Below are 13,530 nucleotides of genomic sequence, written 5' to 3'. Positions count from 1 at the left end.
ATACGGGATGCTGATCGAATTCTAGTGATCCAGGACGGACAAATTGCGGAAAGCGGCACTCACGACCAACTTTTGCAAACCGGTGGTCTCTATGCGAATTTGTATTACAATCAATTCATGATGCAGCAAAGTCTGGATTTGAAAGTATCCGGTTAGCAAAGAATCCTCCACAAAAACCAACAACCTGTCATCCGACATAACGAGTGCACTTATGAATCAAGGGCAGCGTTTCTTGTCGGAGACAGGTTATTTTCGTCGAACAAACGGTTTATTCATCACTTATTTCAGAGCAATCTTACACGATCCTTGTCGGATTGTGCGCTTTCCCGGGAAAGTTTTTTCAATATTATCTACAGATCGGATGCATCATCATATACATCTCGAGTACCCTCTTCGTTCAAACTCCGATTCAGGCCTTCTTGCATCCCGTACCCTTGCGTCGTTAACTGATCCATTTCGTTGTCAGCCACATTTGTTGCACCTTCATCAGCTTTTTGCCCGGACTGAGCTCCCCAGGCCTCATTCGTATTGGCGATATACATATTGTTCAAGTTGTCCATTCCACTCAAGCCTCCTGTACACGATTTGGGTTATTTTGCCCAACTGAGGAAGTTCTATGCACGATGCAAGACCATTGGAAGGGATGACGATTCCAATCGCTTCCGTAATATAGTACAATAAAGGGAACATGCTAATGAAATACCCACATTCCTGATCCAGAGGTGAACAACCATGATTGAAAATTTGGAAAACCTATATAAACAAATCGTTATGGACCATTATAAGAAACCGCGGAACAAAGGAAAACTTACAGAAGAAGGCGCTCTGCAGCTTCCTTATAAGAATCCTACATGCGGTGACGTTATGGTTCTGTATATGAACGTTGACGAGAACAACAAGATCAAGAACATCAAGTTCGAAGGCGAAGGCTGTTCGATCAGTATGGCTTCCTGCTCCATGATGACAGATTTGGTAAAAGGTAAAACCGTGGAGGAAGCGAAGCAGTCAATTGCCTTGTTCAACGATATGATCAAGAAAGGCGAACTGCCAGAGGATGAAGAAGCCCTTGGCGATGCTCTCTCTCTCTCAGGAGTGCATAAGCTGCGTGCCCGTCATAACTGTTCCTTACTGGGGTGGAATGGCTTGGAGAAAGCTCTTCAGCAAAACGAACAGCATAATCACTAATCCCAACAAACAAACTCCCGGTCCGCTCATTACTGAGTGAACCGGGAGTTTGTTTGTTGTACGTGGAGTAGCCAACTCTATGGCTGCATCCACCAATAGATTGGAATCGCTGCAAATGTGGAGAGCAGTCCGGCTGCCCCCATGGCGAAGCCGCTTGCACTTCCTTGAAGCTCGGATTCCCGAATGACTCTGGATGTACCGATACCATGGGCAGCAGTTCCCATCGCGGTCCCTATCGCCAAATCATCCTTAATGCCTGCTAGACGCATTATGATGGGACCGAACATACTGCCGATCAATCCCGTTAGTACGGTCAAGACGGCGGCCAATTCCGGAATCCCTCCGAACAATCGGGCGATCTCCAGCGAGATTGGAGATGTGACGGATTTCGGCAAAATCGTCATCATCAATTGATGATTGCCTCCGGCAATCCAGACGAACCACGCACTTGTCAGCATCCCACACATCGTGCCAACTACAATACCTGCCAATGCACTGCGAAGTCTTTTGATCAGAACACCGGCATGCTTGTACAATGGAACGCCTAAGGCTACTGTTGCAGGTCCAAGTAGGAATACGATCAAATCCCCACCAACTCGATAAGAATCGTAGGAGATTCCGCTGAGTGTAAGAAACAGGATGAGGGCGGTACAGCACACAAACATGGCGTTTATACGCGGCCAGCGCTTTTGCAAGCCTAGTGCTACGACATAAGCGATCAACGTCACGGTTACGCCAAATAAGGGGCTATCCCCCAAGTGTACGGGATTCATGAGGCGCCTCCTTATCCTTGTCAACTCCCGCTCCTAGCTGCGTAACCCAACCGGTTACCAACACGGTAACGAGCGTACTGAATACTAGGCTGAGCACTATTGGGACACCGTTGTTAATAATGACGGGTACGAAGGCAATCGTACCTACGATAACGGGCACACAAAACAACATCATATGCTTAAGCAGAAATTGTGCGCTCTCCTCTACCCACTCCAGTCTGACCACACGGGTAAACAAAGCAGTAGTAAACAGGGCTAGCCCGATTACATTACCTGGTAATGGGAAGCCGGACACTTGATGGATCAGGGTGCCTAGCCATTGAAAACCGAATAATATTGCCAAACCTTTCAACGCCATTTCCCCCAATTGCTGTGCAAACTGTGCAACTCTTCTCTTGTTATACGACGACTCGGTTTAGATTTGCAACTTTTTTATTATCCTTCCGTAAAGTTAGGGGATGTTATTATTGAACACTAGATTTATTCCAACTTTCAAGGAGGCTATTAACATGATTATTACAACTACACCGACGATTCAAGGCAGAGAGATTACCGAATATGTGTCCATCGTAACCGGTGAAGCCATTATGGGGGCTAATATCGTCCGAGATTTTATGGCATCAATCACCGACATAGTGGGCGGTCGTTCCGGCGCTTATGAGAACAAGCTGAAAGAAGCTCGCGAGGTAGCATTCGATGAAATGCGCTCATCCGCTTCACGTATGGGGGCGAACGCCATCGTAGGCATCGATATCGATTATGAAGTCATTCGTGATGGCATGTTGATGGTCGCCGTAAGCGGAACTGCAGTAAAAGTTCAATAACATTTCTCACAATTATTGTGAATCAAAAACGGAAGTCCTATCGCTCACCATGAGCCGGACTTCCGTTTTGTTATATTCCGGTAGGCGTGACTCGCTCCGATTGCATCACAACGACAACATCGTTTCCTCATACTTCGCCTGATATTTATGCACATCGCCTGCTCCCATGAACAGTAACACACAGTCGGAATAATCCCGCAGCACGTCCATGTTATGCTCCGAGATCAATCTAGAAGAAGGAATGCGGTCAATCAGATTCTCGATAGAGATGTTGCCTTGATTCTCGCGTGCTGATCCGAATATGCCGCATAAGTACACTTCATCCGACCCTGACAAGGAGTGGGCGAAATCATCCATAAATTTCTCCAAACGTGAATACGTATGGGGTTGGAACACGGAAACGACTTTGCGGTCCGGATACTTGCTGCGTACAGCATCCAATGTTGCCCGAATTTCTGTCGGGTGATGAGCATAATCGTCGATCAGCACATTACTAGCGAGAAGTTTCTCCGAAAATCTTCGTTTCACCCCGCTAAATGTAGCCATATGCTCACGAACCTGATCGAGATTGAAGTCCTCCAACACACATACCCCGATAACGGATAGTGCGTTAAGCACGTTGTGTTTTCCATAGCCCGGAATCGTGAATCTCCCCAACGAATGACTGTGCAGGACCGCTTCGAAGGAGACCCCTTGCTCGTCAACATTCAGATCAACGGCTCTCAGATCGTTTCGTTCACCAAAACCATAATGCATGACCGGTACTTTAGGACGCAGCGAGCGAACATGCTCGTCATCGCCATAAGCAATCAAATGCTTGCGTACTTGATCCGCCATCGATTGGAATGCAGCCGTAACGTCTTCGATCCCGCTGAAATAATCAGGATGATCGAAGTCAATGTTCGTAATAATCGCATAATCCGGGGAATACGCGAGAAAATGCCTCCGGTACTCACAGCTTTCAAATACGAAGTGCGTGCTGTTCGGTACACCAGCTCCCGTTCCATCGCCAATCAGGTATGAAGTGGGCTGAATCGCCTTGCACACATGGGCCAGCATGCCGGTCGTTGACGTCTTCCCATGGGCCCCAGTCACCGCAACACTAGTAAATTGATGAATCCATTCCCCCAAGAAACTGTGGTACCGGTAATACGGCACATGCTGACGCATAGCAGCCGCTACCTCCGGATGATCATCCTTAAAAGCATTGGATGCAATGACGCAACGGGCCGAAGCCCCCGAGATATTGTGCTCGTCGAACGGCAACAGTCGGATGTTCTTGTGTTCAAGTGGCGCCTGCGTGAAAAAATAGGTGTCCACGTCCGATCCTTGAACGTCATGACCCATATCGTGCAGCACTTGCGCTAATGCGCTCATTCCAGCCCCTTTGATCCCAATCATGTGAAACTTGGTCACGCGGATCCCTCCAGACTTCCTTAATGATGTTAATAGTCAACTTACAGATTTCGGGTCTCGACTCAGTATATGAAGCGAATCGGAAGTATGCTTCTGCCTATTGACATTTATGCGAAAGCTGTAGTTCTATGTAGCTTTCCCATAACTAGGCAGGGATATAGCTCACCCGGGGCGATCTATTCCAAACGAAAGTTATTCGGGAGTTGGAACCGGAAAACATGCGAAATCCGAGGCAATCTCGGTATTCGGGAACGTCTTCCTTGCTTGCTCCAGCAAATCTTGTCCATCGTCACTGGCGTATCGGGAGCTGATATGCGTCAGTATGAGCGTCTTCACACCCGCTTCAACAGCCACCTCAGCCGCACCGACCGAAGTCGTGTGATAATACTGCTGAGCCATCTGCGCGAGCTCGCCGGCGAATGTCGCCTCGTGCACGAGCACGTCGGCGCCACGGGACAGCTCCACGACCGACGCACAGCGCCGCGTGTCGCCCATAACCACGACCGTGCGCCCCAAGATCGGCGCACCGACGCAGTCCGCGCCGCGCAGCGTACGGCCATCCTCCAGCGCGACGTCTTCGCCGCGCTTCAGCTTGCCGTACAACGGCCCGGCAGGCACGCCGAGCGCCCGAAGCTTGGCTTCGTCCAGGCGGCCTGGACGGTCGCTCTCGCGGACGCGATAGCCGTAGCTGGCGATGCGGTGTTCCACCTTCGCCGCACTTACCTCGAATTGGTCGTCGGCGTAGACGACCCCCTCGCCAATCTCTTGCACCTTCAGCTCATACGTCAGATGAGCTTGGCTTAACCCTAAGGCGGTATCCACAAATTCCTTGATGCCGGGCGGCCCGAACAACGTCAAGGGAGTGTCGCCCCCTTGATAGGACCGGCTTGTCAGCAACCCCGGCAAGCCATAAATATGATCCCCATGCAGATGGGTGATGAAGATAAATTCAAGCTTGCTCAGCTTGAGCGGCGAACGCAGCACTTGATGCTGCGTGCCTTCCCCACAGTCGAACAACCAGAAAGTCCCCCTCTCCTCTAAGAGGCGAAGTGCTATCGCAGTGACGTTACGATCCTTGGAAGGCATCCCCGCCCCCGTTCCGAGAAAATATAGGTCCATCTTGGTCTAGTCCTTTACATGAATCATAGTGAGAATCGAATGTTTAAGCTTTATCCACATTGAAATAACGGGCTTCTGGATGCGCGAATACCATCGCTGTTACCGATGCTTCTGGCTCCATCATGAACCCTTCGGTAAGTTGAATGCCGATATCCTCGGGCTGCATCAGACGGAACAGCGGCTCCTGGTCTTCGAGATTCGGACAGGCCGGATAACCGAACGAGACGCGAATGCCTTGGTAGCGTGCGCCCCAGCGCTGTTGCATCGTCAATTCAGGCGAATCCGGGTATCCCCAGACGTCTCGCATCATATGATGGACACGCTCGGCAAAACCTTCCGCCATCTCCAGAGCCAAAGCCTGTAAGGCGTGCGATCTCAAGTAATCGCCCTTGTCCTTCCATTCGTTCGACAGCTCGCGTACACCCTGTCCGGCTGTGACAACGAGGAAGCCAACATAGTCCATCTCCCCGCTCTCCACCGAACGTAAGAAGTCGGCGAGACAGAGGAACGGCTCCACATCCTGACGCGGGAAGCTGAAGCGATGCAACACCTTCGTCGTATCGGTCGGGTCATAAATCAGAATATCGTTGCCTTCCGATTGGGCCGGGAAGAAACGATACATCCCTTGTGCACGCAGCGTTCCCGTCGTTCTGGCCTGGGTAAACAGCTCGTCGATCACTTCCTTCAGGTGTACGGCCTTCGGATCGCGCTCAGCGAGTAATTGCTCGACCTTGCCCTTCAAGCCAAGATGATGGCCGATAAGCGTCTGCAGGTTAACATACGGGAATATATGATCGATCGGATATTCTCGAAGCACATGCCGATCAAGGTCCGGCGGAATATACACTTGTACGTCGCGTGCCACAGATGAACGCGTAGCGCGGGTAAGCTTCACTTCCGTGTCCTTCGCACGTAGCCCCGCTTCCATCACATCAGACTGGATGCTCTCACGCAGCTCTTGAATCATCTTCTGGCGTTGATCGACATCGCTGATCTTGTTGGCAATGTCCAAGCCGTCCATTGCGTCCTTGGCATAGACGACCAGTCCGTTGTACTCCGGCGCGATGCGAGTCCGTGTGAACTTACGGGTAAGCGCGGCTCCACCGACCAGAATCGGCACATCGATGCCGGCTGACTTCAAATCCTGCGCGGTCGTCACCATCTGCTGGGCTGATTTCACGAGTAGCCCGGACAATCCGATAGCATCCGGCTTTTCCTTACGGGCCGCTTCAATAATCTGCTCAGGCGGTACTTTGATCCCAAGGTTAATGATTTGGTAGCCGTTGTTCGACAAAATAATCTCAACCAGGTTTTTACCGATGTCGTGCACATCGCCTTTAACAGTTGCGAGCAATATTTTCCCCTTCACGGCACTTTCGTTCCGCTCCATATACGGTTCCAAGTGGGCTACGGACGCCTTCATGACTTCTGCACTCTGCAGCACTTCCGCCACGATCAGCTCATTGTTATTGAACAATCTGCCGACCTCTTCCATCCCTCGCATAAGCGGTCCGTTAATGACTTCAAGCGGTGAATAGGTCTGGAGCGCAATCTCCAAGTCCGGAATAAGGCCTTCCTTGGTTCCCTCTACAACGTAGGAGCCGAGCCGCTCTTCAAGAGTAAGATTGGATATCTTCTCCTTCTTCTCCACCTTCTTCTCACGGAAATGAGCGACAAACTCTGCAAGCGTCTCATCATTCGTATTGAAAATCAGATTCTCAGCAAGTCTGCGTTCTTCTTCGGGAATCGAAGCGTATCTCTCCAGCTTCTCCGTATTTACGATCGCATAATCGAGACCTGCTTTTGTACAATGGTACAAATAGACCGAGTTCAACACTTCCCGACCTGCTGGAGGAAGACCGAACGAAATGTTGCTGAGCCCAAGAATAGTCTTGACCTCGGGGTACTTCAGCTTAATATTGCGGATGCCCTCGATTGTTTCCACGGCGGAACCTAGGTATTGCGGATCACCAGAGCCAATCGGGAACATATTCGGGTCAAAAATAATATCTTCTGCTGCAAGACCATATTTGTTAACTAACAGGTCATACGAGCGGGTAGCTACTTCCATCTTCGCTTCACGGGATACAGCTTGCCCGCGTTCATCAATTAGAATGACGACGACGGCCGCGCCATAACGGTGTATGAGAGGAAGAATGGCTTCAAATTTCGTCTCGCCGTCTTCCAAGTTAATGGAGTTAATGATGGCTTTCCCTTGCGAGTATTTCAGACCAAGCTCAATGATGTGATCGTAGGTAGAATCAATCATTAAGGGGACTTTCACTTTCTTAACGACAAGCTGCAAAAAGTTCTCCATCGCATACTTCTCGTCTATATCTGTATCCTGAAGGTTAATATCAACGACCTGTGCCCCATTCTTCACTTGTGCCCGGGCCACTTCAGACGCTTCTTCGAACTTGCCTTCCATAATGAGCCGCTTGAACTTACGAGAACCGGAAATGTTCGTCCGCTCCCCTACCATGTAAGGCCGATTCTCTGCTTCCAGATACACGGTCTCAATCCCTGATACAGCTGCCGGATGTTGACCCGTTTGCGGGCGCGGCTTGTAGCCTTTCATCGTCTCTGCGAGCGCCTGAATATGACTCGGCGTCGTTCCACAGCAGCCCCCTGCCATATTCAGCCAGCCTTGTTCTGCGAATCCGGCGAGCTTCATAGCTAGAGAAGTAGGGGATTCATGGTACTGACCGTTCTCGTCCGGCAATCCAGCATTCGGATAGCAGCTCACTGCAGTCTTCGCAATACTGGATAGCGATCGGATATGATCCTTCATAAACTCCGGTCCGGTCGCACAGTTAAGCCCGACAGAGATCGGCTTCAAGTGCTCCAGTGAAATATAGAACGATTCGATATTTTGCCCGGCTAAGGTTGTCCCCATCGGTTCGATCGTTCCTGATATCATAATAGGCAGTTCGCGGCCTAATGTTTCGAACGCTTTGCGTATCCCGATACTGCCTGCTTTTACATTCAGCGTATCCTGTGACGTCTCCAGAAGCAGCGCATCGACATCGCCCTCCATGAGCGCGAGCGCCTGTTCGTAATAGCTATCGACCAATCCGTCGAATGTAACTCCACCAGTCACGGATAACGTCTTGGTCGTCGGGCCCATGGCACCCGCTACATAACGCGGCCACTCGGGTGTCGAGAACTTGCGGGCCGCATCAACAGCCAGCTTGGCTGCAGCCAAGTTCAGTTCCCGTGCTCGCTCCGGAATATCATATTCCGCCAGTACGACGCTTGTAGAACCGAACGTGTTCGTCTCCAGAATGTCAGCACCTGCTTCCAGATACTGCTCATGAATGCGGGAGATGACATCTGGACGCGTCATACACAAGATCTCGTTGCAGCCGTCCATCTCCTCGCCGCCGAAGTCATCCGCGGTAAGATCGGCTTGTTGAACCATCGTTCCCATGGCTCCGTCCAGAATCATAATTTTATTTTTCAATTGTTCAGCTAATGCAAGTTTTTGCAACCCCGTCCACTCCTTTAACTATTTACCCTCTAGTTTTCGTATCAGACGCGCTTCCCGCTCGGAGATGCCACGTTAATGATCTGCATAGCAATGTAACCTTTAGTGTACCAGAATCGGCCATATTCGGAAAGTCGTATATTATACAGTTTTCTTATCGGAAATATCGGTAATATTTATGCAATCGCATCGACATCACTTATCGGATGTTCTATAATACTTAATAATGAAATGAATATCAATCTGAATGTGAGGGATTCTAATGGCAGAAATCCGTGTCCGTTCTACGAATGAACGAATTCAAGGTGAGCATAACGTGAAGTCTTTTCTGGAACGTCAAGAAGTGTTATATGAGCACTGGGAGCCTTCGAAGCTTCCGGCCAACCTGCAAGAGAAGTTTGTCCTTTCCGATGAAGAGAAAGCCGCTATTTTACAAACGTATGATAGTGAGATTCGTGATCTTGCTTCCCGCCGCGGGTATAAGATTTGGGACCTGATTGCATTATCCGAAGAAAATCCTAACCTGCCTGAGCTTCTGAAGAAGTTCGAGCAAGTACACACGCACACCGAAGACGAGATTCGTGCCATTACGGCCGGTAAAGGGATATTCATCATTAAAGGCACCGATGATGTCGGATACTTCGATGTCGAGCTTGAAGCGGGTGACGTCATATCCGTACCCGAGAATAAGCCGCATTTCTTCACCTTGATGGAGAATAAGCAAATCGTAGCCGTTCGTCTGTTTATTGAAACAGACGGTTGGATTGCTGAACCTTTCGATGATCCTGCTTTCCAAAAAGCTTAGCACACGCTTGTAATACACAAAACCCGCAAGTCTCACCCTCGTGGATGACAGCGGGTTTTGTTTTATTGTCTGCATAAAATTTCTGGTTAAGTGCGAACGATAGGAAGCAACTCACTCAAGCTGCGAATCTCATAGGCGGGGATGATCTCATCCGAGCGAACAATATCATGCCGATTCAGCCAAACTGACTTCATACCTATCCCATTCGATCCGAGGATATCCGTCGTTAACTTGTCCCCAACCATAACACCTTCGTCCGGGCCGATCTGAAGCAACTCCATGGCATACCGGAATATAGCAGCAGCCGGTTTACCTTGACCGAACGTTCCAGACACAATAATATGATCGAAATAAGCAGCCAACTGCGGGACACCATCGATTTTTTCCTGCTGGAGATCAGGCGATCCGTTCGTGAGAAGCAGAAGCTTATAGTTTCCTTTCAGCTCATCGAGTACTCGAAATGTCTCTTCATAGACGAGCGGACGAGCACGGCGTTCTGCCGGGAACGTGTCAGCAAGCCGTTTGCCCAACGTTCGGTCGGTCACGCCAAGCGCCGCAAGCCCCCGCGTCCACGCTTCCTCCCTATAACCAGGAGCAAGCTGCTGCAGCTTGCGGAACTCCTCTTGCTCGCCACCGGTAAAGTTGGCCCACAGCGCTTCGAAAGGATTTATCCCGATATTCTTGGTAAATGGGAACGTGTCGAACGATTCATACAACGCTCTAGCTTCACGACGAACCGATTGTTCCAACTCAACCGGATCAACGCCAGTCTCCAGTTGGCCCAACTCGCAAGTCGCACGAAAAGCCTCCTGTACGCTGCGTTCATCCCATAACAATGTATCATCCAGATCAAACAGAACTGCCCGTACCGCCATGCTACTCTTCTCCCTCGTCTCCCACTTTGGGGTCTGTTATACGGCTTTCCCGCTCGGGATGCCTTCTTCTTCATACTGGATTTGATGCTGATTTGCGAATACCTTCAACCGTTCTGCCAGAGCAGGGATATTGTATAAGTTTTGAAATTTCGTAAATACCCAGCGACTTTTCTTATCTTTCAGCTTGATTGTTACGCTTCCTGGTAGAACGGATATGGATTCGATCTCATCCGCCTGCAAAGACCGTTCCACACCCATCTTCTTCGTAGCCACTTTGTTCTTCCCTACCTTCAAGTAAGGCTTCCGCAAATAATACATCAACCCCAGTAGCAAGTAAGCGCCTATCGTCGCCCAGAGTAACGTGTCCGCTTCGTAGAAAGCGATGGAAATGGTGGCAAAAAACGCCGATACGGCCACGAAGAGTGCCGGTAGAAACCAACTACGGCCATAGAAGATGTCCATCTGTTCACTTGTCGAAGCTGACAGTGTCGGTTTACCCGTTTTGACCCGACGTTTATTTAGTTCTTTTTTGTTTTTCAATACCATACGTTCCCATTGTCGGGACATCCATGCTCCTCCTTATTTTTTGCGATTTTGCGGTTTATATGGTTTTCCGCCTGGCTCATCTACGAATTCGATGGTGTCAAGCTGGGCACGCATGTTAGTTTTGAACGCTTCAATATAACGCTTGCGTAACTCGTTGCGTTCTTCCAGTTCTTCGTCTGTTAACCCGGACGTCTTGGCTTTATGTGCCAATTCATTAATACGGGCGATCATTTGTTCGGTAATCATTATGCCTATCCCCTCTGAACTGTTCTGGTGTATAAGAACAAGGTCTTATAGTCTCTATTAATTTGACATTATTCCATTCCGCTTGTCAAGCTGACACCCTCATCTAGCTCTACGAGGTATAGAACGTTTGTTCTGTACATAAGAAAAACCCGGCTTATGGCCAGGTCCTTGGTGGTTGTGTTCAGTTTGGCGCGTGGGGAGGGAGTGAACAAGAGGTTCCACCCGCTGTTGAAATCGATTCCTTTGATTGAAATGTTGTCGTGGTTAGGAATCGGTTTCAAAGGCGGACGCTTCGCTTCTCCACTCTCCTGCTCACTCCCTTTTTGTTCTGCTTTCCTTCAAGGAGTTTCCTTTGTCCGTACGCTCCGCGTCCGGCTCACCACTCCTTATAGGATCGCTTCCTGCTCTTCACGAGCAATACACAACTTGTCCCTAAGGTAACACTAGCACTTGCCCCGCACGTAATGCACTTGAGGATAAATGGTTGGCTTGCTTAACCTTCTGAATGTATGTACGAATATCTTGACCCTTGGGAGCGTGTGAGTCTGCAATCGACCATAACGTATCTCCGATGCCTACGATGATTTGCTGCTTCTCGGGCTGGACTGATACAGGGGATGCGGACATTGTAGTTGCAGAAGTAGTCGCAATTGTAGCAGTCTGTACAGAAGCAGCTTGAACTTCGTCACTGCCGGTTATGATATGTACGACAATACCCATGAAGAAGCACAAGAGCATAGCCGCACAGATCATATAGATGCGAATATTCTTGATGGGAAGGAAAGCACGGGCTTCCTTCGTAGAGCGATTCTTGAGTGAGGATGCATGTAACTGATGGCGAGAAGCTCTATTGGGCAAAGATGTTATCGACCGAGTGTGGTTATTCGAATAGTAGGAATAGTTGGATACAGCGTTCATTAGAATCACTCCCAAACGTTTGTTCTTATTGATCCAATCATAGCACGAACAAATGTTTGCGTCAATAACAAAAAGAACGTTTGTTCCCTTTATTGCGAAACAATTTTGGATGAATTGACATGGGCCTGATTCAGGTCTAGATTATGCATATAAGATCATCTGAAAGGACGAAACGCGTATGTGTGGCAGATACACAATAACCATTACATTAGAGGAATTGGTTGTGAGGTTTGTCATGAATCGAACATCCGTTCCCTATAATAGACCTAAGTATAATGTAGCACCAGGCCAGATGATATTGAGTGTTATCCATGACGGTAATGCCAATCGCGCAGGAGAATTGAAGTGGGGACTCGTACCTTCATGGGCCAATGATGCCAAGATCGGCAACAAGATGATTAACGCAAGGGCGGAGACATTGCTGCAAAAGCCGGCTTTTCGACCCCTTCTGGAGCGCAAGCGTTGTTTGATTCCCGCAGACAGTTTCTATGAGTGGCGCAAAAATGCAGCAGACAACAGCAAGCAACCGATACGCATCCAACTTACAGGCGGTTCGCTATTCGCGATGGCCGGCTTATACGACACATGGCTCGCCCCTGATGGAACTAAATTGGGCACCTGCACCATCATTACGACCGAGCCCAATGAGCTCGTAGCGGACATTCACAATCGTATGCCGGTCATTATCCGACCTGAAGATGAGGCCACTTGGTTGGATCGCAACAACCGCGATGTTTCCATGCTGCAGAAGATGCTCAAACCTTTTCCTGCCAAGGAGATGCAGGCTTATCCGGTGTCTTCCATAGTTGGCAATGTGAACAACGACTCTCCGGCATGCGTGGAGGAAGTACCTGCTTTGTTCTAGCCACATTGTGGCACGACATGAAAAGGCAGACCCCCTGTCAGAGAGTCTGCCTTCTACTGCCTTCTTATATTGTCTTGTTATTCCGTCCACGTAGCTATCGAAACATGCCCCATAACTTGATTAGATGGAACGTATTGTTCGGATCGATCTTCGTGTCGATCACGAATTGGACCACTTGTTCCGTCTGTTTCGAGGAAAGCGGCTCATTCAACACTCTAGATAACTGCCCAACTAGTGAGCGTACCTTCGTTTTGTCCTGCAAGTCGTTCTTCGTCACGCCGTCCAGCACGGATTTGACCCGATCTTTCACTTGCGTGTTTTTCAACTTTGCTTTAATGCGCTCTACCAGCTCGCGCTCAATGCCATACTTTAGATAGCTCATGTCGACACCTCCGGAAAACGTCATTCTCCATTGTATGCGGCATTCGTCTATTTCGTGCCTGAAGGTGCTCATCTACTGGAAAATGTTAC

The 13,530-nt window shown here is 49.3% G+C and carries 15 protein-coding genes; 4 read left to right on the top strand and 11 right to left on the bottom strand.

Features of this window, described 5'->3' with window-relative positions:
* Window positions 1–350: 350 nt before the first annotated feature.
* Window positions 351–560 carry a hypothetical protein gene (locus AC1DWB_RS15435; RefSeq protein WP_477541965.1) on the bottom strand — a complete coding sequence of 70 codons (210 nt, stop codon included), beginning with the start codon at window positions 558–560 and terminating at the stop codon, window positions 351–353.
* 172 nt (window positions 561–732) lie between these two features.
* Between AC1DWB_RS15435 and sufU the strand changes: the two genes are divergently transcribed.
* Window positions 733–1,185, top strand: coding sequence for a Fe-S cluster assembly sulfur transfer protein SufU (sufU, locus tag AC1DWB_RS15430; protein ID WP_477541964.1), 453 nt, complete (start codon window positions 733–735; stop codon window positions 1,183–1,185).
* Window positions 1,186–1,262: 77 nt separating this feature from the next.
* Here the strand turns inward: sufU and AC1DWB_RS15425 are convergent, their stop codons facing one another.
* Together AC1DWB_RS15425 and AC1DWB_RS15420 are read right to left on the bottom strand one after the other, a co-directional pair.
* A complete protein-coding gene (locus tag AC1DWB_RS15425; RefSeq protein ID WP_477541963.1) occupies window positions 1,263–1,958 on the bottom strand; it encodes an LrgB family protein in 696 nt (231 codons plus the stop codon).
* Window positions 1,933–2,310 carry a CidA/LrgA family protein gene (locus AC1DWB_RS15420; protein WP_477541962.1) on the bottom strand — a complete coding sequence of 126 codons (378 nt, stop codon included), beginning with the start codon at window positions 2,308–2,310 and terminating at the stop codon, window positions 1,933–1,935. Before AC1DWB_RS15420 ends, AC1DWB_RS15425 begins: the two co-directional genes overlap by 26 nt.
* A gap of 157 nt (window positions 2,311–2,467) precedes the next feature.
* Here AC1DWB_RS15420 and AC1DWB_RS15415 point away from each other — a divergent pair, with 157 nt between their 5' ends.
* Window positions 2,468–2,782 (top strand): heavy metal-binding domain-containing protein, encoded by a 315-nt coding sequence (locus AC1DWB_RS15415; RefSeq protein WP_477541961.1) that lies wholly within the window; start codon window positions 2,468–2,470, stop codon window positions 2,780–2,782.
* A 105-nt stretch (window positions 2,783–2,887) separates the two neighbouring features.
* Here the strand turns inward: AC1DWB_RS15415 and murC are convergent, their stop codons facing one another.
* From murC to metH, 3 genes are all read right to left on the bottom strand, one after another.
* Window positions 2,888–4,198 (bottom strand): UDP-N-acetylmuramate--L-alanine ligase, encoded by a 1,311-nt coding sequence (murC, locus tag AC1DWB_RS15410; RefSeq protein WP_477541960.1) that lies wholly within the window; start codon window positions 4,196–4,198, stop codon window positions 2,888–2,890.
* A 192-nt stretch (window positions 4,199–4,390) separates the two neighbouring features.
* The gene (gene rnz / locus AC1DWB_RS15405; protein WP_477541959.1) at window positions 4,391–5,317 is read right to left on the bottom strand and encodes a ribonuclease Z; all 927 of its coding nucleotides are present in this window, start codon (window positions 5,315–5,317) and stop codon (window positions 4,391–4,393) included.
* Window positions 5,318–5,360: 43 nt separating this feature from the next.
* On the bottom strand, window positions 5,361–8,765 hold the full coding sequence (gene metH, locus AC1DWB_RS15400; protein WP_477541968.1) for a methionine synthase: 3,405 nt from the start codon (window positions 8,763–8,765) through the stop codon (window positions 5,361–5,363).
* 301 nt (window positions 8,766–9,066) lie between these two features.
* Here metH and AC1DWB_RS15395 point away from each other — a divergent pair, with 301 nt between their 5' ends.
* Window positions 9,067–9,609, top strand: coding sequence for a cupin domain-containing protein (locus AC1DWB_RS15395; RefSeq protein WP_477541958.1), 543 nt, complete (start codon window positions 9,067–9,069; stop codon window positions 9,607–9,609).
* An 86-nt stretch (window positions 9,610–9,695) separates the two neighbouring features.
* On the opposite strand, the gene AC1DWB_RS15390 is transcribed toward AC1DWB_RS15395, so the two are convergent.
* From AC1DWB_RS15390 to AC1DWB_RS15375, 4 genes are all read right to left on the bottom strand, one after another.
* Window positions 9,696–10,484: an HAD family hydrolase gene (locus AC1DWB_RS15390; RefSeq protein WP_477541957.1), complete on the bottom strand. Its 789-nt coding sequence runs from the start codon at window positions 10,482–10,484 to the stop codon at window positions 9,696–9,698.
* A gap of 36 nt (window positions 10,485–10,520) precedes the next feature.
* Window positions 10,521–11,051, bottom strand: a complete 531-nt coding sequence (locus AC1DWB_RS15385) for a hypothetical protein (protein WP_477541956.1) — start codon at window positions 11,049–11,051, stop codon at window positions 10,521–10,523.
* Between the two features lie 12 nt (window positions 11,052–11,063).
* A complete protein-coding gene (locus tag AC1DWB_RS15380; RefSeq protein WP_477541955.1) occupies window positions 11,064–11,276 on the bottom strand; it encodes a DUF896 domain-containing protein in 213 nt (70 codons plus the stop codon).
* 432 nt (window positions 11,277–11,708) lie between these two features.
* Entirely contained in the window at window positions 11,709–12,194 is a 486-nt protein-coding gene (locus tag AC1DWB_RS15375; protein WP_477541954.1) for a LysM peptidoglycan-binding domain-containing protein, read from the bottom strand.
* A gap of 178 nt (window positions 12,195–12,372) precedes the next feature.
* Between AC1DWB_RS15375 and AC1DWB_RS15370 the strand changes: the two genes are divergently transcribed.
* Window positions 12,373–13,059 (top strand): SOS response-associated peptidase, encoded by a 687-nt coding sequence (locus AC1DWB_RS15370; RefSeq protein ID WP_477541953.1) that lies wholly within the window; start codon window positions 12,373–12,375, stop codon window positions 13,057–13,059.
* A gap of 94 nt (window positions 13,060–13,153) precedes the next feature.
* On the opposite strand, the gene AC1DWB_RS15365 is transcribed toward AC1DWB_RS15370, so the two are convergent.
* On the bottom strand, window positions 13,154–13,441 hold the full coding sequence (locus AC1DWB_RS15365) for a stage VI sporulation protein F (RefSeq protein WP_477541952.1): 288 nt from the start codon (window positions 13,439–13,441) through the stop codon (window positions 13,154–13,156).
* Window positions 13,442–13,530 lie beyond the last annotated feature (89 nt).

The organism is Paenibacillus sp. P4_E11 (genome assembly GCF_056401635.1).
The sequence above is the reverse complement of the archived record's forward strand: the minus strand, read 5'-3'. Positions and strand labels throughout refer to the sequence as shown.

Bases quoted from the DNA above. Each gene is read 5' to 3' on its own strand.
- AC1DWB_RS15435 (WP_477541965.1), bottom strand. From the start codon at position 560: ATGGACAACTTGAACAATATGTATATCGCCAATACGAATGAGGCCTGG.
- AC1DWB_RS15370 (WP_477541953.1), top strand. From the start codon at position 12,373: ATGTGTGGCAGATACACAATAACCATTACATTAGAGGAATTGGTTGTG.
- AC1DWB_RS15425 (WP_477541963.1), bottom strand. From the start codon at position 1,958: ATGAATCCCGTACACTTGGGGGATAGCCCCTTATTTGGCGTAACCGTG.
- AC1DWB_RS15385 (WP_477541956.1), bottom strand. From the start codon at position 11,051: ATGTCCCGACAATGGGAACGTATGGTATTGAAAAACAAAAAAGAACTA.
- AC1DWB_RS15365 (WP_477541952.1), bottom strand. From the start codon at position 13,441: ATGAGCTATCTAAAGTATGGCATTGAGCGCGAGCTGGTAGAGCGCATT.
- AC1DWB_RS15375 (WP_477541954.1), bottom strand. From the start codon at position 12,194: ATGAACGCTGTATCCAACTATTCCTACTATTCGAATAACCACACTCGG.
- metH (WP_477541968.1), bottom strand. From the start codon at position 8,765: ATGATTCTGGACGGAGCCATGGGAACGATGGTTCAACAAGCCGATCTT.
- AC1DWB_RS15415 (WP_477541961.1), top strand. From the start codon at position 2,468: ATGATTATTACAACTACACCGACGATTCAAGGCAGAGAGATTACCGAA.
- AC1DWB_RS15395 (WP_477541958.1), top strand. From the start codon at position 9,067: ATGGCAGAAATCCGTGTCCGTTCTACGAATGAACGAATTCAAGGTGAG.
- rnz (WP_477541959.1), bottom strand. From the start codon at position 5,317: ATGGACCTATATTTTCTCGGAACGGGGGCGGGGATGCCTTCCAAGGAT.
- AC1DWB_RS15390 (WP_477541957.1), bottom strand. From the start codon at position 10,484: ATGGCGGTACGGGCAGTTCTGTTTGATCTGGATGATACATTGTTATGG.
- AC1DWB_RS15380 (WP_477541955.1), bottom strand. From the start codon at position 11,276: ATGATTACCGAACAAATGATCGCCCGTATTAATGAATTGGCACATAAA.
- sufU (WP_477541964.1), top strand. From the start codon at position 733: ATGATTGAAAATTTGGAAAACCTATATAAACAAATCGTTATGGACCAT.